The 23,263-nt window shown below is 62.5% G+C and carries 21 protein-coding genes; 10 read left to right on the top strand and 11 right to left on the bottom strand.

The window, feature by feature from the left end:
* Window positions 1–65: 65 nt before the first annotated feature.
* Complete coding sequence (locus A9K65_RS24905; protein ID WP_013532288.1) at window positions 66–809, top strand: RlmE family RNA methyltransferase; 744 nt, start codon at window positions 66–68, stop codon at window positions 807–809.
* Between the two features lie 104 nt (window positions 810–913).
* On the opposite strand, the gene A9K65_RS24900 is transcribed toward A9K65_RS24905, so the two are convergent.
* A complete protein-coding gene (locus A9K65_RS24900) occupies window positions 914–2,332 on the bottom strand; it encodes an MFS transporter (protein WP_064995462.1) in 1,419 nt (472 codons plus the stop codon).
* Between the two features lie 308 nt (window positions 2,333–2,640).
* On the opposite strand from A9K65_RS24900, the gene guaB reads away from it, so the two are divergent.
* Genes guaB through A9K65_RS24885 form a run of 3 tightly spaced genes read left to right on the top strand, consistent with a single transcriptional unit; the run spans window position 2,641 to window position 5,174 of the window.
* Window positions 2,641–4,143, top strand: a complete 1,503-nt coding sequence (guaB, locus tag A9K65_RS24895) for an IMP dehydrogenase (RefSeq protein ID WP_013532286.1) — start codon at window positions 2,641–2,643, stop codon at window positions 4,141–4,143.
* On the top strand, window positions 4,094–4,717 hold the full coding sequence (locus A9K65_RS24890; protein ID WP_084016252.1) for a hypothetical protein: 624 nt from the start codon (window positions 4,094–4,096) through the stop codon (window positions 4,715–4,717). Before guaB ends, A9K65_RS24890 begins: the two co-directional genes overlap by 50 nt.
* Window positions 4,718–4,754: 37 nt before the next feature.
* On the top strand, window positions 4,755–5,174 hold the full coding sequence (locus A9K65_RS24885; protein WP_064995461.1) for an MAPEG family protein: 420 nt from the start codon (window positions 4,755–4,757) through the stop codon (window positions 5,172–5,174).
* Between the two features lie 53 nt (window positions 5,175–5,227).
* On the opposite strand, the gene rnd is transcribed toward A9K65_RS24885, so the two are convergent.
* From rnd to A9K65_RS24870, 3 genes are all read right to left on the bottom strand, one after another.
* Entirely contained in the window at window positions 5,228–6,379 is a 1,152-nt protein-coding gene (rnd, locus tag A9K65_RS24880; protein ID WP_063167751.1) for a ribonuclease D, read from the bottom strand.
* 75 nt (window positions 6,380–6,454) lie between these two features.
* Window positions 6,455–7,699: an MFS transporter gene (locus A9K65_RS24875; RefSeq protein ID WP_064995460.1), complete on the bottom strand. Its 1,245-nt coding sequence runs from the start codon at window positions 7,697–7,699 to the stop codon at window positions 6,455–6,457.
* A 75-nt stretch (window positions 7,700–7,774) separates the two neighbouring features.
* Window positions 7,775–8,143, bottom strand: coding sequence for a hypothetical protein (locus A9K65_RS24870; protein ID WP_064995459.1), 369 nt, complete (start codon window positions 8,141–8,143; stop codon window positions 7,775–7,777).
* Window positions 8,144–8,337: 194 nt separating this feature from the next.
* Between A9K65_RS24870 and aspS the strand changes: the two genes are divergently transcribed.
* A complete protein-coding gene (gene aspS / locus A9K65_RS24865; protein WP_064995496.1) occupies window positions 8,338–10,128 on the top strand; it encodes an aspartate--tRNA ligase in 1,791 nt (596 codons plus the stop codon).
* Between the two features lie 114 nt (window positions 10,129–10,242).
* Here the strand turns inward: aspS and A9K65_RS24860 are convergent, their stop codons facing one another.
* Both A9K65_RS24860 and A9K65_RS35300 read right to left on the bottom strand, forming a co-directional pair.
* Window positions 10,243–11,433, bottom strand: a complete 1,191-nt coding sequence (locus A9K65_RS24860; protein ID WP_064995458.1) for a hypothetical protein — start codon at window positions 11,431–11,433, stop codon at window positions 10,243–10,245.
* 103 nt (window positions 11,434–11,536) lie between these two features.
* A complete protein-coding gene (locus tag A9K65_RS35300) occupies window positions 11,537–11,806 on the bottom strand; it encodes a hypothetical protein (RefSeq protein WP_127423385.1) in 270 nt (89 codons plus the stop codon).
* Between A9K65_RS35300 and parC the strand changes: the two genes are divergently transcribed.
* Window positions 11,762–14,014: a DNA topoisomerase IV subunit A gene (parC, locus tag A9K65_RS24855; RefSeq protein ID WP_024504699.1), complete on the top strand. Its 2,253-nt coding sequence runs from the start codon at window positions 11,762–11,764 to the stop codon at window positions 14,012–14,014. The genes A9K65_RS35300 and parC overlap by 45 nt on opposite strands.
* Before the next feature lie 252 nt (window positions 14,015–14,266).
* Window positions 14,267–15,481 carry an AI-2E family transporter gene (locus A9K65_RS24850; RefSeq protein WP_027162439.1) on the top strand — a complete coding sequence of 405 codons (1,215 nt, stop codon included), beginning with the start codon at window positions 14,267–14,269 and terminating at the stop codon, window positions 15,479–15,481.
* Window positions 15,482–15,516: 35 nt separating this feature from the next.
* On the opposite strand, the gene A9K65_RS24845 is transcribed toward A9K65_RS24850, so the two are convergent.
* From A9K65_RS24845 to A9K65_RS24835, 3 genes are all read right to left on the bottom strand, one after another.
* A complete protein-coding gene (locus A9K65_RS24845) occupies window positions 15,517–16,413 on the bottom strand; it encodes a DMT family transporter (protein WP_064995457.1) in 897 nt (298 codons plus the stop codon).
* Between the two features lie 128 nt (window positions 16,414–16,541).
* On the bottom strand, window positions 16,542–17,306 hold the full coding sequence (locus tag A9K65_RS24840) for an arginyltransferase (RefSeq protein WP_013532274.1): 765 nt from the start codon (window positions 17,304–17,306) through the stop codon (window positions 16,542–16,544).
* A gap of 140 nt (window positions 17,307–17,446) precedes the next feature.
* Window positions 17,447–17,917: an RDD family protein gene (locus A9K65_RS24835; RefSeq protein WP_064995456.1), complete on the bottom strand. Its 471-nt coding sequence runs from the start codon at window positions 17,915–17,917 to the stop codon at window positions 17,447–17,449.
* A 202-nt stretch (window positions 17,918–18,119) separates the two neighbouring features.
* Here A9K65_RS24835 and sthA point away from each other — a divergent pair, with 202 nt between their 5' ends.
* The gene (gene sthA, locus A9K65_RS24830; RefSeq protein ID WP_064995455.1) at window positions 18,120–19,508 is read left to right on the top strand and encodes a Si-specific NAD(P)(+) transhydrogenase; all 1,389 of its coding nucleotides are present in this window, start codon (window positions 18,120–18,122) and stop codon (window positions 19,506–19,508) included.
* Window positions 19,509–19,534: 26 nt separating this feature from the next.
* On the opposite strand, the gene A9K65_RS24825 is transcribed toward sthA, so the two are convergent.
* Entirely contained in the window at window positions 19,535–20,203 is a 669-nt protein-coding gene (locus tag A9K65_RS24825; protein WP_064995454.1) for an alpha/beta hydrolase, read from the bottom strand.
* A gap of 200 nt (window positions 20,204–20,403) precedes the next feature.
* On the opposite strand from A9K65_RS24825, the gene A9K65_RS24820 reads away from it, so the two are divergent.
* Window positions 20,404–21,618: an OpgC family protein gene (locus A9K65_RS24820; RefSeq protein WP_064995453.1), complete on the top strand. Its 1,215-nt coding sequence runs from the start codon at window positions 20,404–20,406 to the stop codon at window positions 21,616–21,618.
* Between the two features lie 2 nt (window positions 21,619–21,620).
* Here A9K65_RS24820 and A9K65_RS24815 read toward each other — a convergent pair whose 3' ends face one another.
* Window positions 21,621–22,700 (bottom strand): substrate-binding domain-containing protein, encoded by a 1,080-nt coding sequence (locus tag A9K65_RS24815; protein WP_064995452.1) that lies wholly within the window; start codon window positions 22,698–22,700, stop codon window positions 21,621–21,623.
* Between the two features lie 82 nt (window positions 22,701–22,782).
* Between A9K65_RS24815 and A9K65_RS35705 the strand changes: the two genes are divergently transcribed.
* Window positions 22,783–23,232 (top strand): hypothetical protein, encoded by a 450-nt coding sequence (locus A9K65_RS35705; protein ID WP_198327680.1) that lies wholly within the window; start codon window positions 22,783–22,785, stop codon window positions 23,230–23,232.
* Window positions 23,233–23,263 lie beyond the last annotated feature (31 nt).

Below are 23,263 nucleotides of genomic sequence, written 5' to 3'. Positions count from 1 at the left end.
ACGCGCAGACGTCGAAAAATGAACACAACTCGACGAGCGAGAAAACCCGGACCAGAAATCAGGCAATGACCAAGAAACCGGAAAAACCAGGATCCGCCAGCATTCGCGTGCTGAAGACGCGGATCAAGAAGAAGAGCGGGCTGAAGGAATCGTCGCGCCGTTGGCTGCAGCGCCACATCAACGATCCCTATGTCCAGCGCTCCAAGGCCGACGGCTATCGCTCACGCGCGGCCTATAAGCTGATCGAGATCGACGACAAGCATCATCTGTTGAAACCCGGCATGAAGGTGATCGACCTCGGTGCCGCCCCCGGCGGCTGGTGCCAGGTCGCCGCCGCGCGGACGAAATCGACGGCCGACAAGCCGCATGTCATCGGCATCGATTATCTCGAAATGGACGCCGTGCCCGGCGCACCGGTGCTGCTGATGGATTTCCTCGATCCGCAGGCGCCGCAAAAGCTGGCCGAGGCGCTGGGTGGGGATCCCGATATCGTGCTGTCCGACATGGCGGCACCGACCACCGGCCACAAGCGGACCGACCATATCCGCACCATGCATCTGTGCGAAGTGGCGGCCGATTTCGCGCTCTCCGTCCTGAAACCGGGCGGGCATTTCCTCGCCAAGACCTTCCAGGGCGGCGCCGAAAACGAACTGCTCTCCATGCTCAAGAAGAACTTCCGCTCAGTCCATCACGTCAAGCCGCCGGCGTCGCGGGATGAATCGGTCGAGCTTTATCTCTTGGCCAAGGATTTCAAAGGGCGAGATCTTCCTTCTCCCCTGGGAGAAGGTGTCGCCGAAGGCGACGGATGAGCTCCAGGGAGCGCCAACGTTTCACTCCGCTGGAACACCCCTCATCCGTCTCGGCGCTTTCGCGCCGATCCACCTTCTCCCACAGGGGAGAAGGCAAGAGGAAACTACTTCCCCGCCGTGCTCGTTTCCAGCGTCTTGGGTGTGGTCAGGCGGCCGTGGCCGGAGATGGCGTTGCCGGCATCGGGCGCCAGCCGCATGAACGACAGCGACGCGGCGGCCGAAATCGCCGCGACGACGAAAAACGCGGTGTGGAAATCCGCCAGCGTCAGTGACCTGTCGTTCAGGCTCGTGGACACTTCCAGGATTCCGCCGGCCAGCGCCACGCCGAGCGCGACCGACAACTGCTGGAACACCGCCGTGATCGGTGTCGCCTTGCTGGTGTCTTCAGCCGAAACCTCGGCATAGGCGAGCGCATTGACGCCGGTGAAGAACATCGAGCGGATGAAGCCGCCGACGAGCAGCATGGCCAGCATCAAGAGATAGGGTGTGTCGGGTGTGAACAGGCCGTTGATGGCGATCGAGGCGGCGGCGACCAGAGAACCGACAACCAGGACGCGGCGGAAGCCGGCGACCCGGAAGATCAGCGCGGTGACAAACTTCATCCCGATGGCGCCGATCGCCGAGACGAAGGTGATCATGCCGGACTGGAACGGCGTCAGCCCAAAACCGATCTGGAACATCAGCGGCAGCAGGAACGGCACGGCACCAATGCCGATGCGGAACAGTCCGCCGCCAAGCACCGAGGAGCGGAACACCTGGTTGCGGAACAATTCGAGCGCCAGCAAGGGATTTTTGGCGCGCCGCGCGTGCAGCAGATAGAGCGCGCCCGACAGCAGGCCGACCGCTACGGTGATAAGGCCGGTGGCCGGCGGCAAATAGGGCAGGCTCACCACCGACAGGCCGAAAACCACGCCGGATGCCGCCAGCCCGCTTAGCACGAAGCCGAGGAAGTCGAGCGGCGGCGTCTCCATTGATTCGGTCTCCGGCAGGAAACGCGTCGCCAGCCAGATGCCGATCAGGCCGATCGGCACATTGATCAGGAAGATCCAGTGCCAGGTGGAGTAGGTGGTGATGAAGCCGCCGACCGGCGGCCCGACCAACGGTCCGACCAACGCCGGAACGGTCAGCCAGGACATCGCCGCGACGAGTTCGCTTTTTGGTGTCGCGCGCACCAGCACCAGCCGCCCGACCGGTGTCATCATGGCGCCGCCAATGCCTTGCAGGAAGCGCGAGACCACAAAAGCCGGCAGCGAACCGGAGAGCGCGCAGGCGATCGAGCCGACGATGAAGACGGCGATCGCGGCGCGAAAGATATTCTTGGCGCCGAAACGGTCGGCCATCCAGCCGCTGATCGGAATGAAGATCGCCAGCGAGACGAGATAGGCGGTCAGGGCCAGCTTGAGCGCGATCGGGCTGGTGTGGATGTCGACGGCGATCGCCGGCAGCGATGTCGCGATAACAGTCGAATCCATGTTTTCCATGAAAAGGGCGACCGCCAATATAAGCGGGATGGTGCGGTTCAAGGAACGCGTCCAGACTTGAATGTTGCGTTGCCGGTTGCATGTCGGCCCTGAGGCGGGCGGTTACCATGCCTTCGCCGGGATGTCGCATTAATTTGCTGTCACTTTTGTGCGACCGGCAACCACAGGTGGCATCCCTTCGCCGGAAAGTCACCTTTCCGGGAGCGTGAAATCGTCCGCTTTTCATCGGTGCTTGGACGTGGTACCAGCCAGCGCCAATCCTGAAAGGGAAGAAACGAGTCGGCGCTGTCCATTCCGGTCCAGCGCTTTTTTGTATTCCCCCACCGCTTTTTATGTTCAAGGGACTGGCCATGGCAAAAATCATCGAAACGTCCACCGGCGCATTGGCGCTGACCTTTGACGACGTGCTGCTGCAGCCGGGTCATTCCGAGGTCATGCCCGGCGAAACCGATGTCCGCACCCGCATCGCCGGCGATATCGACCTGAATGTGCCGATCCTGTCGGCGGCGATGGACACCGTCACCGAGGCGCGGCTTGCCATCGCCATGGCCCAGGCCGGCGGCATTGGCGTCATCCACCGCAATTTCTCGCCGGCCGAACAGGCCGAGCAGGTGCGGCAGGTCAAGAAATTCGAATCCGGCATGGTGGTCAATCCCGTCACCATCGGCCCCGACGCGACGCTCGCCGACGCGCTGGGCCTGATGCGCAGCTATTCGATCTCGGGCATTCCGGTGGTCGAGAACGGCGGCAGCGGCGGCCACAAGATCGGCCGGCTGATCGGCATCCTGACCAATCGCGACGTGCGCTTTGCGTCCGATCCGGCGCAGAAGGTCCATGAACTGATGACCCGTGACAACCTGATCACGGTCAAGGAGAACGTCGACCAGGACGAGGCCAAGCGCCTCCTGCACCAGCACAGGATCGAAAAGCTGGTGGTCGTCGACAGGCAGGGCAATTGCGTCGGACTGATCACCGTCAAGGACATCGAGAAGTCGCAGCTCAACCCGCACGCCACCAAGGACGCGCAGGGCCGCCTGCGCGCCGCCGCCGCCACCAGCGTCGGCGATGACGGTTTCGAGCGCGCCGAACGCCTCATCGATGCCGGCGTCGACCTTCTGGTGATCGACACCGCGCATGGCCACTCGCAGCGCGTGCTCGACGCCGTCACGCGGGCGAAAAAACTATCCAACTCCGTCCGCATCCTGGCTGGCAATGTCGCCACCGCCGCGGGCACGCAGGCGCTGATCGACGCCGGCGCCGACGCCGTCAAGGTCGGCATCGGCCCGGGTTCCATCTGCACCACCCGCATCGTTGCCGGCGTCGGCGTGCCGCAGCTCTCAGCCATCATGTCGGCGGTCGAGACGGCGCACAAATCCGGCGTCTCGGTGATCGCCGATGGCGGCATCAAATATTCCGGCGATCTGGCCAAGGCGCTCGCCGCAGGCGCCAGTGCGGCCATGATCGGCTCGCTGCTGGCCGGAACCGACGAAAGCCCGGGCGAGGTCTATCTGCACCAGGGCCGCTCCTTCAAGGCCTATCGCGGCATGGGCTCGGTCGGCGCCATGGCCCGCGGCTCCGCCGATCGCTACTTCCAGGCCGAGGTGCGCGACACGCTGAAACTGGTCCCGGAAGGCATCGAAGGGCAGGTTCCCTACAAAGGACCTGTGTCTGGCGTGCTGCACCAGCTTGCGGGCGGCTTGAAAGCCGCTATGGGTTATGTTGGTGGCCGCGATCTTGCCGATTTCCGCGAGCGCGCCACCTTTGTGCGCATATCCAATGCCGGACTTCGTGAAAGCCACGCCCATGACGTCACGATTACCCGCGAAAGCCCGAACTATCCCGGCGGAGCCTGACCAGTACGGGCTCGGGCGGAGCCTGACGGCAACGATCCTGCGGCTGCCGCGCCACGCAGGCGCACTCTGTTTCCTGTCGGCGGTGGTTTTCATCGCCATGACGGGTATGGAATTCCTCTACTTCCGCCAGTTGAGCGGCGGCTTGCCATCACTCGACATGCGTATTTTCGGTTTCACTCCGGACGAAGGCATGGCCTGGCTGACGGCACTCGGCCGGCGCGGCGGCGAGATCATTCTCGTCTGGCACTATCTGACCTTCGATCTGTTGTTCCCGGCGCTGCTGTCTGTGACGCTGGTCAGCCTGATCCTGGCCACCGGCCGGCGATTGAAGGCTTTCCGCGTGCAGCCGGTGCAGCTGCAGTCGATCTTCGCGCTGGTCCTGGTGCTGCCCTACACGCTTGCCGACTACGCCCAGAACATCGCGGTAGCGCGGCTTCTGTCCGATTTCCTGTCGGCGAATCCGGACTCGCTGTCTTTGGCTTCGGCGCTCACCGTCACCAAATTCGCGCTTTTCGCCGTCCCGGTGATCGTCATTGCCGCCTTCTGGCTGGCAGGCCAGAAACGCCTGGCCTGATGCCGCGCGCAAAGCTCAGCCGGGTAGGGGAAACTTCGTGAACCAGACCACGATCTTCTGGCCTGTTCTGGCGCATGTGCTGCTGATCTACATCGTCTACTGCATCCTGGGTCGCCGCAGATACGGCGCAATCAGGTCAGGCGAGGCGAAGCCCGGTCATTTCAAGGTGCGTTCGACCGAGCCGGCCTCCAGCGTTACCGTTGCCGCCAATCTCACCAACCAGTTCGAGCTGCCGGTGCTGTTCTATGTGCTGTGCCTGGCGCTGCACCTGACCAACGGCGTCAACTATTTGACCCTGGCGCTGATGTGGATTTTCGTCGCATCGCGCTATTTCCACGCCTGGGTTCACCTGACCAGCAACAATCTGCTGCTGCGCAGCCGGTCATTCTTCGTCAGTGCGGTGATTCTCCTGCTGGGATGGATCTGGTTCGCGCTGCACCTGCTCGGCGTGATTTGAGCAGACAGTTCTGCCTTCTCCATTTGCTTGCGGGAGAAGGAAAGAACGCTCCTCTACAGGTCGAACACCGCAATCTTGCGCTTGTCGAACTTGATGCCGATCTCGCCGCGCACCAGCTTGAGCGCGGCCTCGCCGAACACCGCGCGCCGCCAGCCCTGCAGGGCCGGTACGTCGGCGTCCTCACCCTCGGCGGCGATACGGTCGATGTCGTCGCTGGAGGCCAGCACCTTGGAGGCGACGCCTTCCTTTTCGGCGACGATCCGCAGCAGCACCTTCAACAGTTCCGCCGCGGCGCTCGAGCCCTCGGGTGGCTGGAAACTCTTCGGCAGCTTTGGCATCTGCTCCTTGGGCAGGGCAAGGGCGGTGTTGACCGCGCCAAGCAACGCCGTTGCCGTCGAAGAGCGCTCCCAGCCTTTTGGGGTAGTGCGCAGCTTGCCAAGGGCTGCCGCGTCGCGCGGCGCTTGTTGCGCCACCTCGTAGATCGCATCGTCCTTGAGTACGCGGCCGCGCGGCACGTCGCGTTCGCGCGCCTCGCGCTCGCGCCACGCCGCAACGCCCTGCACGATCGCCAGTTCCTGCGGCTTGCGCAGCCGCATCTTCAGCCGTTTCCAGGCGTCCTCGGGGTGCGGATCATAGGTCTCGCGCGAGGTCAGCACCTCCATTTCCTCGTTGAGCCAATGGGCGCGGTTTTCGCGCGCCAGTTCGGCGCTGAGGTGCTGATAGACCTCGATCAGATGGGTGACATCAGCCAGCGCATAGTCGAGCTGCTTGTCGGAAAGCGGCCGGTGGCGCCAGTCGGTGAAGCGCGACGACTTGTCGAGCCGGGCCCCGGTGATGCGCTGCACGAGCTGATCGTAGGAAACGCTGTCGCCGAAGCCGCAGACCATCGCCGCCACTTGCGTGTCGAACACTGGATGCGGAACCAGATCGCCGAGATGGACGATGATTTCGATGTCCTGCCGCGCGGCGTGGAAGACTTTGACCACAGCTTCGTTGGCCATCAGCCTGAAGAACGGCTTCAGGTCGATATCGGGAGCCAGCGGATCGATCAGTGCCGTCACGCCGGGAGCGGCCATCTGGATCAGGCACAGGATCGGCCAAAACGTCGTTTCTCGAATGAATTCGGTGTCGACAGTGACGAAATCCGACTTTTCGAAAGCGGCGAGAACGGTCTCGAGTTCTTTCTGGGTGGTGATGACGTGCATCAAATCGCTTTTGGCAGGAGTAAGGTCTTCCTAGATTTCAGCCGCCGGGGCTTTCGTCAAGCTTTGGCACCGCCATCATGAGGTTCCCGGACCGTCGGAATCGCCGTTTCTCCTGGCCAGCCGCGCGAAAACCGTCGAAGTGCGCAGGAGCGCAATGAAGCGGCCGCGCCTGCCCGCCGGCACCCCGGACCGGGCCTGCATGCGGTAGAGGATGACGGCGATGAAGGTCGCATAGACCACCGCGCTGAATACAAACAGGGCGCCCGGTCCGAAATATTGCATCGCCGTCGAGGCGGCGAACGGGCCACCAATCGCGCCGAAGGAATAGAACAGCATCAGCGCCGCGTTGATCAGCACGAACTCGCCCGTGTCGGCGCGGTCGTTGGAATGCGCCGCCGACAGCGAATAGAGCGGCATGGCGAAACAGCCGAAGATGAAGATGAAGATGAAGTTGAGCGCCGGATTGCTGCCGGCGATGAACACCAGCGCCAGCGCCGAAAACATCGCGCAGCACGTCGTCATCAGCAGCACCCGGCGCCGGTCCCAGCGGTCGGAAAGGTAACCCAGCGGATACTGGATGATGGCGCCGCCGAAAATGCCGACGCTGACGAAGGTGACGACATCGGCGACCGACATGCCGATCTGCTCGGCATAGACAGGCGACAAGGTGCGAAAGGCGCTGTTGGTGACGCCGACGGCGATGCAGCCGAAGCAGCCCAGCGGCGAAATCCGCCAGACGCGCGCCAAGTCGAGCTTGACCTCCTCCGGCGGCGTCGGGTTGGAGCGGTCGCCGAGCGAAACCGGCACCAGCGACAGCGTGATCATCATCGACATGATAGCGAAAATTGCGAAACCGCCAGCGCCGAAGATCGGGATCAGGAACTGGGCTGATGTCACCGAACCGATGTCGACCATCCGGTAGATCGCCAGCACGCGTGCCCGATCGTGATTGCTGACGCCGGAATTCAGCCAGCTTTCGACGATGGTGAACAGCCCGGCGAAGCAGAAGCCGCCGGCAAGACGCACCGCGCACCACATCACCGGATCGATGACCAGCACCAGGAGCAAGGTGCCGACTGAGGCGATTGCCGCCAGCGCCGAAAATGCCCTGATATGGCCGACCGCCTTCATGATGCGGGTGATGGCCAGGCAGCCGAGCAGGAAGCCGGCGAAGTAGAAGGTGCCCATCAGGCCGATGTCGGAAGCCGAAAACCCTTCCTGCGCGCCGCGCAGCGCGATCAGCGTGCTCTGCAGCCCATTGCCGCCGAGCAGGATGCCTGCGGCGAGAAGAAGCGGGATCATCGGGCGGATGGAGGACATGAAGAGGCGATCACGTGTCGGTGATCCCTTCTTGGACCATCGCCCTGGCCAACGCCAGCAGCAATTCCCGGCAAACTACAGCGAGGATATGTCCAACTCTTCGTGGAAGGTCCAAACGCTTATGAACGGGCCGTCGTTTAGGTTCTTGCTATAGATCGTCATGATCACCTGTTGCCGTTGATCGTCGCGCGGAGCCAACTGACCGGTGATGAGCCGGAAACCGTCGGGATCTACGCCAACAGCGAATTGCTGTTCCGGGTCGATACGATCGTAGTCGATTATGAGCCGCGATCCGTCGAACTGCTCCCGCATCGATTCGTCGTTCGGAAAGTCACCGTCGGAGAGGGCTTTGAACCGCGCCCAATCGTCTATGCGAGCCGCGTCAAGCAGGTTGACGATGCGGCTGCGCTCTTGAGGTGTCAGAAAGAGCTTCTGGTTTTGCATATCCTGATCTCATTTGCCGTAAACGTAGCGGTAGAGGATATCGCTATCCATTGTGCCGCCCAAGTTTACAACGGATGTCCTGTCGAAGCCGCTTGCCTTGACAAATCCGGCCTCCCATGCGCTTTTCGCGCAAATTTTGAGGCCGGGCTTGATGCTCGGCCCGCAACCCAGCACCCCGGACTTTACCAATGACAATGCACCGTTACCGCAGCCATACCTGTGCCCAGTTGAGGAAGAGCGACGTTGGCTCGACCGTTCGTCTGTCCGGCTGGGTGCATCGCGTGCGCGATCATGGCGGCCTGCTCTTCATCGACCTGCGCGACAATTATGGCCTGACCCAGATCGTTGCCGATCCGGATTCGCCTGCCTTCAAGGTCGCCGAGACCGTGCGCGGCGAGTGGGTCATCCGCGTCGACGGCGAGGTCAAGGCGCGCTTGCCCGAGACCACCAACGCCAATTTGCCGACCGGCGAGATCGAGATCTTCGCCCGCGAGATCGAGGTGCTGTCGGCGGCCAAGGAATTGCCGCTGCCGGTGTTCGGCGAGCCTGACTATCCCGAGGATATCAGGCTGAAATACCGTTTTCTCGACCTGCGCCGCGAGACGCTGCACAAGAACATCATTGCGCGTACGAAAATCATCGCGGAAATGCGCAAGCGCATGGGCGAGGTCGGCTTCACCGAATTCTCGACGCCGATCTTGACCGCCTCGTCGCCGGAAGGCGCGCGCGACTTCCTGGTGCCGTCGCGCATCCATCCCGGCACGTTCTACGCGCTGCCGCAGGCGCCGCAGCAGTACAAGCAGCTGATCATGGTGTCGGGCTTCGACCGCTATTTCCAGATCGCGCCCTGCTTCCGCGACGAGGACCCGCGTGCCGATCGCCTGCCCGGCGAATTCTACCAGCTCGACCTTGAAATGAGCTTCGTCGAGCAGGACGACGTGCTGTCGACCATGGAACCTGTCATGCGCGGGGTCTTCGAGACCTTCGCCAACGGCAAACCGGTGACGCAGAACTTCCAGCGCATTCCCTATGATGTGGCCATGCGCAAATACGGCTCCGACAAGCCGGACCTGCGCAACCCGATCGAGATGCAGGCCGTCTCCGATCATTTTCGCGATTCCGGCTTCAAGGTGTTCGCCAACATCCTGGCCAACGACCCGAAGGCCGAAGTGTGGGGCATTCCCGCCAAGACCGGCGGCAGCCGCGCCTTCTGCGACCGCATGAATTCCTGGGCGCAGGGCGAGGGCCAGCCGGGGCTGGGCTATATCTTCTGGCGCAAGGAGGGCGACAAGCTCGAAGGCGCCGGTCCGCTCGCCAAGAACATCGGCGAGGAGCGCACCGAGGCGATCCGCCTTCAGCTCGGCCTTGCCGATGGCGACGCGGCCTTCTTCGTTGCCGGCGACCCGAAGAAGTTCGTCTCCTTCGCGGGGGCTGCGCGCACCCGTGCCGGCGAGGAGCTGAACCTTGTCGACCGCGAGCGTTTCGAGCTGTGCTGGATCGTCGACTTCCCGTTCTTCGAGTGGAACGAGGAAGAGAAGAAGATCGACTTCGCCCACAACCCGTTCTCGATGCCGCAAGGTGGCATCGATGCGCTGAATGGCGAGGACCTGCTCGGCATCAAGGCGTTCCAGTACGACATGGTCTGCAACGGTTTCGAGATCGCCTCAGGCGGTATCCGCAACCATCTGCCCGAAACCATGGTCAAGGCGTTCGAGACGGTCGGGCTGGACCGCGCCACGGTCGAGGAGCGCTTCGGCGGCCTCTATCGTGCCTTCCAGTATGGCGCACCACCGCATGGCGGCATGGCCGCCGGCGTCGACCGCGTCGTCATGCTGCTGCTCGGCGCCAAGAATCTGCGTGAGATCACCATGTTCCCGATGAACCAGCAGGCCTATGATCTGTTGATGAACGCACCGTCGGAAGCGAGCCCGCAGCAGCTTCGCGACCTGGCGCTGCGCGTTGCGGTTCCCAAGAAGGACGCCTGATCGCGCTTTGGGCGATGCTTTAAAGAACCGCCCGAACCGATTCTTTCGATTCGCTAATCCCAAGAAAAAGCCCGGCATCGCTGCCGGGCTTTTCGCATACTGAGATCGCTTCGATCAGTCTTCGTTGGCCTTGACGGTGACGCCGAGCGTCTTGGGCAGATCGAGCGGGTTGGACATGGCGCCCGCCATGATCAGTGCGAACGGCACGGATGCCGGCGGCTCGGCCGAGATTTCGAGGCTCTTCGGATCGTCGAGGAATTTGCTGACCGCGGCCGTAACCTGCGCAGTCAGTTCCGGATTGTTGAGCTGCGCCATGCCGAACGGCACGATCGCCTTGGCCTGGTTGGCGATGTCCTTGCCGGACATGCCTTGCTGCTTGCCGACATAGTCCAGCACCTTGTTGGTCAGCGAATCGTCGTCGAAGCGGATCGAGGCGCTGTTGAACGAAAGCTGCTGCAACAGGCCGAGCATGGCCATGCCTTGCGCCGAATTGTCGGCGCCTTCCGGCTGTGCCGCCATCTTCTTCTGCATTTCCTGCAGCGACTTGATGAAGTCCAGCGTGTAGCCGCCGAGATTGAAGGTCATGCCGAGCGTGCCGGCATTCTCGACCGAGATGTCGTATTTCGACAGTTCCATCTTGCCATCCGTGGGCTGCCAGGTGCCGGCCATTTCGAGATTGCCCGCGATGTTCTGGTAGCCGAGCGCGTTGATGACTTCCTTGGACTTGGGATCGTCCACCAGCGTCAGGTCGGCATTGAATTTTTCCGTGGTGGCAGTGAATTCCATCGCCTTGCCGTCCGCCGGCGGCGTGATCTCGATGGCAAGCCCGTCCATCGAGAAGGCGGTCTTGTCGGCGACCTTGACGGTCATGTTCGAGAGTTCGGCGGACTTGTACATCATCAGCGAGCCCAGCGGGCCGGTGGCGCCGTCGGCCGGAACTGTCATGTCGTGGATGACGAAGGGGCTGAGGTCGAGGGTGACGCCGTCCTTGCTGTGTGTGAAGGCAGCCGTTGATACGGTGGCGATGTCATAGCCGCCATTTGCCTCGGTCACGCCTTCGAGTTTGACGTCGCCGATGGGAAGCGCTTCCTTCTCCGCCGCCGGTTTGATGGCGACGCCCTGCAGCACCATGCTGGTGTTGTCGCCGGTCACCCCGGTCCAGGTGATGTCGACACCTTGTGCGACAAGCGCTGCCTTCAGCCGGTCGGCCACTGCCGTATCCTGTGCGAGGGCCGCATTCAGCGGCAGCGTGAGCAAGAAGGTCGAAAAAGCCAGTTTCTTGAGAATTGAGCGTTTGATTGTCATCGCAAGGTCCCTGAGAGTGTCCTGAAATTGTTTTTTCAATTATTTGCGCCATCACCATTCCGTGACGAACTGGACCGGAAAAAGGCGTGTCCCGGCACATTGGTCAAAAATCGCGGTGAAAGGCAAACCCGATCCCACCGTCTTTGCGCAAACCGGTGAATTTGTCATGAAGAGCCGATAGCCGGATATCGTCGCGCTTGGCGATAGAGCCCGCATGTAACAGGCTGATGTTGGCCGACATCCGCTGGGGTATGGTTTCATGTTGCAGAAAGGCCGGTATCTCCGTCGGGCTCTTGCCGCGAATCACCCGCTCGGCTAGTCCGAGCCCATGGGAAAAAGGCTTTTGCCGCCTGAAAATGGCGGTGGCGATCACATCGAGCCGGTCGATCTGAAGAAGGCGCTGGAAGAGCGCTATCTGGCCTATGCGCTGTCGACCATCATGCACCGGGCGCTGCCCGATGTGCGCGACGGACTGAAGCCGGTCCATCGCCGCATCATGCACGCCATGCGCCTGCTGCGGCTCAACCCCGATCAGGGCTTTGCCAAATGCGCCCGCATCGTCGGCGAGGTGATGGGCAAGTTCCACCCGCATGGCGACCAGTCGATCTATGACGCGCTGGTGCGGTTGGCGCAGGATTTCTCGATGCGTTATCCCCTGGTCGACGGGCAGGGCAATTTCGGCAACATCGACGGTGATAACGCCGCCGCCATGCGCTACACCGAAGCGCGCATGACCGATGTGGCGACCGAACTGTTGTCCGGCATCACCGAGGATGCCGTCGATTATCGGCCGACCTACAATGAAGAAGACGAGGAGCCGGTGGTTTTGCCCGGCGCCTTTCCGAACCTGCTGGCCAACGGCTCGTCCGGCATTGCGGTGGGCATGGCGACATCGATCCCGCCCCACAACGCCGCCGAGCTTTGCGATGCCGCACTTCACCTGATCGAAAACCGGGACGCGCCGGTGGCGAAGCTGATGGACTTTGTCCAGGGGCCGGATTTCCCGACCGGCGGCATCATCGTCGACAGCCGCGCCTCGATCCTCGAAGCCTACGAAACCGGTCGCGGTGGCTTTCGCGTGCGCTCGAAGTGGTTCCAGGAGGACCAGGGCAGGGGCACCTGGAGCATCGTTGTCACCGAAATCCCGTACGGCGTGCAGAAGGCGCGGCTGATCGAGAAGATCGCCGAGCTGCTGATGGCGCGCAAGCTGCCGCTGCTCGAGGACATCAGGGATGAAAGCGCCGAGGACGTCCGCGTCGTGCTGGTGCCGAAGAGCCGTTCGGTCGATCCCGGCATCCTGATGGAATCGCTGTTCAAGCTGACCGAGCTCGAAAGCCGCTTCCCGCTCAACATGAATGTGCTGTCGCGCGGCAAGGTGCCCAACGTGCTGTCGCTGAAGGGCGTGCTGCAGGAGTGGCTCGAGCACCGCCGCGAGGTTTTGGTCCGCCGCTCGAAACATCGCCTCGGCGAAATCGAAAGACGGTTGGAGATACTTGCCGGCTACCTGATCGCCTACCTCAACATCGACGAGGTGATCAGGATCATCCGCGAGGAGGATGAGCCAAAGCAGGTCATGATGGCCCGCTGGTCGCTCACCGACACCCAGGCCGAAGCCATCCTCAACATGCGGCTGCGCGCTCTGCGCAAGCTTGAAGAATTCGAGATCCGCAAGGAATTCGACGGCCTGAGCGCGGAGAAAAAGCAGATCGAGGCACTGCTTGCTTCAAACGAGAAGCAGTGGGCGACGATCAAGTGGGAAGTCACCAACATCCGCGACAAGTTCGGTCCGGAGACCGAGCTCGGCAAGCGCCGCACCCAGTTCGCCGACGCGCCCGAGCATGATCTGACCGACATCGCCCATGCCATGATCGAGCGCGAGCCGGTCACCGTCGTCGTCTCGGAAAAGGGCTGGCTGAGGGCGATGAAGGGGCATCTGGCCGATCTCTCGACGCTGACCTTCAAAGAGGGCGACAGCCTCAAGCTCGCGTTCCATGCGCAGACCACTGACAAGGTGCTGGTCTTCACCACCGGGGGCAAGTTCTACACCATCGGCGCCGACCGGCTGCCTGGCGGGCGCGGCCATGGCGAGCCGATCCGCATCATCGTCGATATGGACAATGACCAGGACATCGTCACCGCCTTCGTTCACGATCCGAAGCGCAAGCTGCTGCTGGCCTCGCACGACGCCAACGGTTTTATCGTGCCGGAGGAGGAAGTCGTTGCCAACACCCGCAAGGGCAAGCAGGTGATGAACGTCAAGGCGCCGGACGAAGCCAAGCGCTGCATCCCGGTCACCGGCGACCATCTCGCCATCGTCGGCGAGAATCGCAAAATGCTGGTGTTCGCGCTCGCAGAGATTCCGGAGATGGGCCGCGGCAAGGGCGTGCGCCTGCAGAAATACAAGGATGGCGGCCTTCTCGACCTCAAGCCGTTCACGCTTGAGAGCGGCCTCTCCTGGCAGGATTCAGCCGACCGCACCTTCACAAGGTCGCGCGAGGAACTGGCTGAATGGATCGGCGCCCGTGCCTCGGCCGGACGCATGGTGCCGAAGGGATTCCCGAGAACGGGGAAGTTTGGGTAGCTACGCGCCTTTTCCTTCCCCCCTTGTGGGGGAAGGTGGCCTCGCGAAGCGAGGTCGGATGAGGGGTGCTCCAGGGAACACCAACGCCTCACTCCGTCACGCACCCCTCATCCGTCTCGGCGCTGTCGCGCCGATCCACCTTCTCCCACAAGGGGAGAAGGAAGAGACGCGCCCATCTCATTTGGACTATCGTCACGATTGCTGCACTATATCAGTGCATAGACAGGAGGGGTGTTTGGGAGAGCCAGGCGTTTGAAGGAAGCAAGAATCCAGAAACCGGAACGGCAGCAGCGCCTCTTCGGCCTGTCGACGCCGCTCAGGGCAGCCGTCATCCCGCCGCTGTCGGCGGCACGCTGGCTGCTGGTGCTGATCGTTGCCGCCGGCGTCTATTTCTTCCACGGCTTCCTGTTTCCGGTGCTGGCGGCGCTCGTCATCGCTTTCGCCAGCTGGCCGCTCTACCGCCGCCTGCTTGTCGCGGTCGGCGGCAACCGCACCATCGCCGCGACCTTCGCCATCCTGTTCATCCTCGCCTTCCTGGTGATCCCGATCGCGCTCGCCGGCACCTATGCGATCAACGAAGTCCGCGAATGGGTCGCCTGGGCGATCGAGACCAACCGCCACGGCGCGGTGACGCCACACTGGATCGCCACCATGCCTGTCGTGGGCGAGTGGCTGAACGAGCAGTGGACGACCAATTTCGGCCATCCCGGCGGCATTGGTGAATTGATCCAGCTGGTCAGCGGCGCCAACATCGGCAGCATCTATCGCGGCGTGCTGGCCGCAGGCGGCAGTGCTTTCGGCCTGCTGTTGACGCTGCTGTTCATGATGATCGCGCTGTTCTTCGCCTATCGCGACGGCGAGCACTTTGCCGGCCAGGTCGACCGTCTCGGCGAGCGCATCCTGCCGACCAGATGGGAGCGGATTTCGCGCGTCGTGCCGGCGACGATCTCCTCGACCGTGACCGGCATGACCGTTATCGCCATCGGCGAAGGGCTGGTGCTGGGCATCGCCTACTGGCTGGCCGGCGTGCCGTCGCCGGTCACGCTTGGCGCCCTGACCGGCGTCATGGCGCTGATCCCCGGCGGCGCACCGCTGTCCTTCACGCTGGTCTCGATCTACCTCGCCGCCAGCGGCTCGCCGATGGCCGGGCTGGCACTGTTCCTCTGGGGTGCGGTCGAGCTGTTCATCGTCGACAAGACACTGCGTCCGAAGCTCGTCGGCGGACCGATCAAGCTGCCTTTCCTGCCGACCTTTTTCGGCCTCATCGGCGGCGTCAAGACCATGGGGTTTCTCGGCCTGTTCATCGGCCCGGTGCTGATGGCGCTGCTGGTCGCGATCTGGCGCGAATGGCTGCGCGAGGTGGAGTTGGCCGACGAGACGGCCGCCGATTCGGCGGCCGAAATCGAGGCCGGTCCGCAGATCGAGGTCTTGCCGGAATCCAATGCGGCGAAGAAAGCCAGCGCCTGATAACGACCGGCTTTGCGCCGTAAGCCGAATTGTCGCTAGACCGGGTGATGCACCGCGAAGTCGACCCGGCGCTTGCGCCCTTCATGCAGCTGCCAGAGCGAGTGTGCGACGAGCGTGACGATCAGGATTGCGCCGCCGATCAGGCTGTTGCGGGTCGGTGCCTCGGCAAAGATCATCCACACCCAGACCGGCGCCAGCACGGTTTCGAGCAGGTAGAACATCGCCACTTCCGGTCCCGAAATGTATTTCGGCCCGGCGGCAAGGCAGAAGAACGAAATCGGCATGACGACCGCGCCGTTGAAGATGATCCACCAGGGCGCGTTCACGTGAAAGCCTTCGCCTGTCACCATGAAGGCCGCCAGCCCAAGCGGCAGAAGCACCCCGACGAGCGAGGTGAATCCCATGTCCTTGCCACTGGCGCGCGAGATGGTGATGGCCACGGCGATGAAGAAGGCCGAGCAGAGCGCCATGAAATCGCCGAACAGCTTGCCGGTGCCGACGGAACCGCCGACGATGACCAGCACGCCGAAGATCATGATCAGCATCGCCGCGATGGTCACCAGCCGCGGCCTCTCGCGCAGGAATATCCAGGACAGCAACCCCGCGAACACGGTGTTGAAGGCCAGGATGAACACCAGGTCGGCGGTCGAGGTGTGATAGACGGCGGTGACGAAGGTGATCCCGGTCAGCCCGTAGCAGATCGCCACGATCAGTCCGGACCAGCCGGGGATGAGTGGCGGGGCATTTCGGCTCAATGCCCGCCAGATCGACCAGATGACCATCGCCGCGACGAATGTGGTGCCGGTGCGTAGCAGCATGATCGTCCATGCGCCGCCGTCGGCGAGCCGGATCAACGGTATGTCGACAGTCAGCGTCAGCCCGCCGATGGCGGTTATCAAAAGGCCTTTCTGGTGGTCATGGTGAGAGGACATGCAGGAACTTTCGCAATGAAGAGCAGGGCTGGCGGGCGGCCAGTGCAATGGCGTACTCTCTCCAGCCAACGGGCTGAAAGACCAGCATCCCTGCATTGAAACAGTTTAAGCGCGGATCGTGGAAAAACTCAGCGTGAAACCGCTTCGTTGGTGTAGCGCTCCCAGCCTTTGGGGCCGAGATGCTCCTGCGGCATGAAGCGCATCTTATAATTCATCTTGCGCGAGCCGTTGACCCAGTAGCCGAGGTAGACATGGGGCAGGCCCATCGCCCTGGCGCGGGCGATGTGGTCGAGGATCATGAACGTGCCGAGCGACCGTTCCTCGAAATCGGGGTTGAAGTAGGAATAGACCATCGACAGGCCGTCGGCCATCTTGTCGGTGAGCGCCACCGCGATCAACTCGCCCTGTCCCTTGCCGGTGATGAAGGTGTCAGGCCCGCGCCGCCGATATTCGATCACCTTGGTGTCGACATGGGTATCCTCGACCATCATCGCATAGTCGAGCACCGTCATGTCGGACATGCCGCCACGGCGGTGGCGGGCATCGAGGTAGCTGCGGAACAGGGAATATTGTTCGGTCGAGGGCTCGGCATTGTGCATGTAGCCGACGAGATCGGAATTGTGCTGCAGCACGCGTTTCATGTTGCGGCTGGCGACGAATTCCTGGGCGAGGATGCGTACCGAAACACAGGCGCGGCAGGTCTCGCAGGCCGGCCGGTAGGCGATGTTCTGCGAGCGCCGGAAGCCGCCTTGCGTCAAGAGGTCGTTCATCTCCGCCGCCTTGTCGCCGACGAGATGCGTGAACACCTTGCGCTCGAACTGGCCGTCGAGGTAGGGGCACGGCGACGGCGCGGTCAGGAAGAACTGCGGCGACTGGGTCGGATGCTGCGTCATCGAGCCTTGGAAACACTCCTTCGAATCGCTCTACCTTTGGCGCGGATGGCGAAAAATTCAACAGGATTATGTGGGCGCGGTCGACTCGACGCCTTCACATTTGTGCTCAATCGGTTGCGACTGCTCTTCAGAGGGCCGTTTCAGCGGTCGGTGCGGCTGACGACCGTGCCAAGCAAAAGATCGTGCAAGGTGCGTTTGCGGTCGGAAAACAGCGTCACCAGCAGGACAAGCGGCGACAGGATGACATTGCCGGCCCAGAACAGGACCGAATGGACAACCGCAGTGAGGCCGTCGATCGGCCTGCCGTCGAGCCGGTCGAGCCGGATACCCATCATATTCATGCCCGTGGTGGCCTGGTCAGCGCTGCCCAGCGTGTTCCAGATGTAGAGGATGGCCACAGTCGGCAACAGGATGCCGAACAGCATCCAGCCAAGCCCGAGGGTCAAAAGCCCGAGGAAGAACACCAGAATGGCAAACGGGATGGTGAGCAGCGCGACGATGACATAGTCGATCATGAAGGCGAGGATGCGCTTCGTGCGCACGCCGTCATAGGCCCTGACATCGTCGAGCCTGCTGGTGATGAGTTCGCCGTCGAGAACGCGCGCGTTCATGTCATTTCCTCGTAACAAGGTCCGACATAGGGTGCGGACCGCTCAGCCATGAAATGGTGAAGGCCTGTGGCGGAATCAAGATCGCGCTTCCAGCGGTGCTCCAGCTTCGATGGCGTCGGGCCCGATGCGAACTGGTTGAATTTGCGGCGCGGATAGCATTAGCTTGTTGCGGCGCAGCAGAGCGCACAGGGGACGGGGCAATATGGACTACGACATGCTGGTCATCGGCAGCGGCCCTTCCGGCCGCCGTGCCGCGGTGCAGTCGGCCAAGCTCGGCAAGTCCGTGCTGGTGGTCGACCGCGGCCGGCGTCTGGGCGGTGTCTCGGTGCATACCGGGACCATCCCATCGAAAACGCTGCGCGAAACGGTGCTCAATCTTTCGGGCTGGCGCGAGCGCGGCTTCTACGGGCGCGGCTACCGCGTCAAGCAGGATATTTCGGTCGGCGATCTGGTCGAGCGCCTGCACAAGACGCTCGACCATGAGGTCGAGGTGCTGCAGCACCAGTTCATGCGCAACACGGTCAAGAGCGCTCGCGCCGCGGTGAAATTCCTTGGCCCCAACAAGGTCAGCCTGACATCAGACACCGGCGATTACAGCGAGGTCGGTTTTGCCAATGCGCTGATAGCGGTCGGCACCAGGCCGCACCGCCCGCGCGACGTGCCTTTCGACAAGACCCGCGTCTTCGACAGCGACGAGATGCTGGAGCTTGATCGCTTGCCGCGCACGCTGACCGTGATCGGCGCCGGCGTCATCGGCGTCGAATATGCGACGATCTTTTCCGCGCTCGACGTGCCGGTAACCTTGGTCGAGCCGCGCAACTCCATCCTCGATTTCGTCGACCGCGAGATCGTCGACGATTTCATCCACCAGATGCGCGATCGCGGCATGACCATCCGGCTGGGCAGCGCGGTGAAGGAGATCCGCTCCAAGCCGGACGCCGCCGAAGTGGAACTGGCCGATGGCCGCACCATCCGTTCCGAGGTTGTGCTCTACGCCGCCGGCCGCACCGGCAATGTCGGCAGCCTGGGCCTGGATGTCGTCGGCATCGACGCCGACTCCAGAGGGCGCATCAAGGTCGATCCGCAATCCTTCCAGACCAGCGTGCCCAACATCTATGCCGCCGGCGACGTCATCGGCTTTCCGAGCCTGGCCTCGACCTCGATGGAGCAGGGCAGGGTGGCCGCTTGCCATGCCTTCGGCGTGCCCTTGCCGCCGCCGCCGGAAACTTTTCCCTACGGTATCTACGCGGTGCCGGAAATCTCGACGGTCGGCCAGTCCGAGGAACAGGTGCGCGAGAGCGGTGCGGCCTATGAGGTCGGCGTGGCACGCTTTCGCGAGACCTCGCGCGGCCACATCATGGGCGTCAACACCGGCTTTCTGAAGCTTCTGTTCTCGATCGAAACGCGCCGCCTGCTCGGCGCGCACATCGTCGGCGAGGGCGCGACCGAGCTCATTCACATCGGCCAGGCGGTGATCAATCTCGGCGGCACCGTCGACTTCTTCGTCAACAACACCTTCAACTATCCGACGCTCGCCGAAGCCTACAAGATCGCCGGGCTGGATGCCTGGAACCGGATGGGAAGAGGGTAGGCCGGCTGGTCGTGGCGGCGAGCCTGTCAGCCTGCCTGCGCCACCGCCGCCGGTCCCGCCAGCCATTGCCTGACGATTGCCGCGTCGGCGCTGCCGAATTCATGACCTGACGGGACAATCCTGGCGTCGATCTCGGCGCCATGCCGACTGAGCAATGTCACCAGAGCAGGGGCGAAAGGCGCATAGGTGAGGTCGGCGGCGCCGGCGATCATCAGCACCCGCACCTTTGACAGATCCGTCGCCGGCACATCATCGAGCACCGGCATCGGTCGCAGCAGCGCGGCGCGTTCGACAAGGCCCGGATGCAGCAGCATCAGGCTCGAAACCAGATTGGCGCCGTTCGAATAGCCGAGGAAAATTGTGCGCGAGAGGTCGAGATGATGGCGTGTGGCCGCGTCAGCGACGAAGCCCGCAAAGGCCTCGGTTTCGGTGCGGATGCTCGCCTGTTCGAAGCGCGTCGGCGTGATCCGCGCGAACCAGCGGAAACCATCCTCCTGGACAACGCGGCCACGCACCGCGATGAGCGTGGCACGCGGTGCGATCTCTCGCGCCAGCGGCACCAATGTCGTCTCGTCGACACCCGACCCATGCAGCAGGAAGAAGCAGTCGCCCGTTGAATCCGCCGCGCCGTAAAGCCGGTAGTGGAAGGCGAGATCACGCCGCAACGCACCATCTTGTGAGGTCTCGTCGATCATCGACCATCCTCTTGATTATATGACGTTTCGCTCAATTTGCCGGCTTCAAAACGCAATATTTTCAAGCTCCGCGAAAGTTGATTGAACCGGGCGCATTACAGTCCGTTTCTCCGCCGATAACATCCTTCGGGAGGAATCGAAGCGGTGCGCCGGGGGTCGCATTGCCGGTATGAACAACCAGCTTTGAGGCCTTTTTGTCGATGACCACCCAGATTTCCCCGGACCGCGATGCGCGTGTCCCAAACCGCACGGAGCGCGACACGCGCATCGATGTGATCCGTGCTCTCGCCTTGTTGACCATCTATGTCGACCATGTGCCGGGTACTGCCTTCGAGTATCTGACATACAAGAATTTCGGCTTTTCGGATGCGGCGGAGGTCTTCGTGCTGATCTCGGGAATCTCGGTCGCGCTCGCCTACGGCAAGAAATTCCAGCCTGGAAACCGGCTGCTGGCAACTTTGAAGATGTTGCGCCGCGCCGGTGTGCTTTATGCCACCCACATCGTCACCACCATGGTGGTGATGGCCATTTTCTGCGCTGCGGCGGTGTTTGCCAGGCGGCCGGAGCTTTTGACGATGATCAACATCGAGCCGTTGATCAAGAATACGCCGCAGGTGCTGATCGGCATCGTGACGCTCGGCCACCAGCTCGGCTACAACAACATCCTGCCCGTCTATGCGGTGCTGCTCTTGCTGGCGCCGCTGTTCCTGCTCATTGTCAGCTATCGGCCGGTCCTGGCACTGGTGGCATCCGGCGCCCTGTGGCTGGTCGCGGGGATTTATCAGATTGCTCCGCCCAACTACCCCGAGCCCGGCTTCTGGTTTCTCAACCCGCTGTCGTGGCAGTTCCTTTTCAACATCGGCCTGGCGGGCACGCTGCATGTGCGTCGCGGCGGCACCATCCCGGTCAATCGCTGGCTGGTTGGGGCGGCCTTGGCCTACACCGTTGTGGCCCTGGTCTGGGTGCACAGCCCGCTCTGGGGGCATATCTCCTGGTTTGGCCTGCCTCCGGTGCTGACCGGTTTCGACAAGACGTTCCTGTCGCTGCCGAGGCTCCTGCATATACTCGCAGTGAGCTACCTGATCGTGGCATTCCCGGCGATCTCGAATCTGTTTCGCACCGGGCGCGATCATCCGCTTGCCATATTGGGCAAACGATCGCTGCCGGTTTTCATTGCCGGCACGGTGCTTGCAATGGCGGCGCAGGTGCTGAAGCTGATCAATCCGGGCGGATTTGCCTATGACAGCCTGTTGATATCGGCCGGCATCGTCATGCAGTTCGCGCTCGCCTACTATCTCGAATGGCTATCGGGTCTTGGCTGGTCCGCCAAAAGCAGGCCGGCTCACAGCGCCGCATCGCCCGTCCATGCTGCATCCTTCGCGATGCCGGGCATGGCGACAAGAATGGGCCGTTGAGCTCAGGTGGGCGAGGGGCCGGATGAGGCCCGCACCACGAGTTCGACCGGCAGCGATTGCCGGCTGAACGAACCATCATTTTCAAGGATCGCCTTGACGGCAAGGCGGCCCATCTCGGCGATCGGCTGGACGATCGTGGTCAGCGGCGGCTTGGAAACCGCCCCTTCCGGAACACCGTCGAAGCCGACGACAGAAACATCGCCCGGTACCGCAATGTCGTGCTGCCGCAGCCAGTCCAGCGCATGGAGCGCCATCCTGTCCGACATCGCCAGGATGGCTGTCGGCGCCTCGGCACCGGCGAAAATATGGTCGAGGCCGGCCCACACGCTCTTCTCGTCATTGACGGTCTCGTAGATCGGCACACGCGAGATGTCGATGTCGACGCGGGAGAGTTCCGCGAAATAGCCACGCAAGCGGTCCCGCGTAGCGGAATAGAGGGCCATTTCCACCTGCTCCCTTGTGGTAGGGCCGAAGCCTGCGTCGGCACAGGGCAGGGTAAGCACGGCAAAGCGGCGATGTCCGAGTTCGGTCAGGTGGCGGGCCGCCAGGCCGGCACCGGCGATGTTGTCGACGCCGATCGCCGCGACCGCATCGTCGTCGTCCGAATCGAGATCGAGCGCCACAAAGGGGAGCTTGCGTTCGCGCGCCAGTTGGACCAGCTTTGAGCCGCCATCGACACAGAAAACGATGAAGCCATCGACCAGCGCACTCTGGATGTTCCACGCCAGCTGCTCGCCATTGACGGCGGAGACCAGCGAAATCCCCGCACCGGTCGCGTCACAAGCCTGCGAGATGCTGGCCATCATCACCCGGGCAAAGGGATCGTCGAAGAAATAGGAGAGGGGTTCCGCGGTCGCGACACCGATGGCATTGACCTTGCCGGCGCGCAGCAGCCGGCCCTTGGGATCCGGTCCGCCATATCCCATGGCCTCGGCTGCCGCCTTGACCCGTTCACGGACCTCCTCGCGCACGATCTCCGGACGGGCGAAGACGTTGGACGCGGTGCCGTGCGACACGCCGGCTGCCTTGGCAATGTCCGCCAGCCGGACCGGTCTTGTCTTTGCAGAGATAAGTGGCGCCATCTTCGTCTCCTGAATTCTTCCCATTTAACACTTTCGTTGGATCGGTTCAAATTTTGGCTTGATCGAGGCTTCGATAGGGCCTATGTTTGAATCGATCCAAGGAAACGCCTGCTGGCAGAATTGGATCGATTCAACATCAAGTAGGGAGTTGTGTCATGCATCCCGTCAATTTTCTGTTCGAAGACATTTACCGCAACGACTGGAGCATCTCGTCGAACACCGCGACGCAGAAGCGCCGCGGCAAAACCAGCCCATGGGTCCGCGAGTTGCGGTTCCTTGTGGAGCGCAAGCGGAGCTGATCGGGGTCGGTTTTTCGCACCTCTCGATTGGATCGATTCAAGTGCTGAAAGGAGCGCACATCATGCATCCCGTGAGCTATCTATTTGAAGACATCTATCGCAACTATTGGGGCATCGCGCCGGCTTCCAAACGGCCGGAGCGGCGTCGGTTGGCAAGGCTGCGGCGGCGCAATCGCGAATTGCTCATCCAGCCCGAGCCCGGCGGGACTAACGGCCCGGTAAACGACGTTTGACAGGCGGAGGTCTGTTTATCGGGCAGGGCGC

It is taken from the genome of Mesorhizobium sp. WSM1497, from assembly GCF_001672455.2.
Classification (GTDB): Bacteria; Pseudomonadota; Alphaproteobacteria; order Rhizobiales; family Rhizobiaceae; genus Mesorhizobium; species Mesorhizobium ciceri.
The sequence above is the reverse complement of the archived record's forward strand: the minus strand, read 5'-3'. Positions and strand labels throughout refer to the sequence as shown.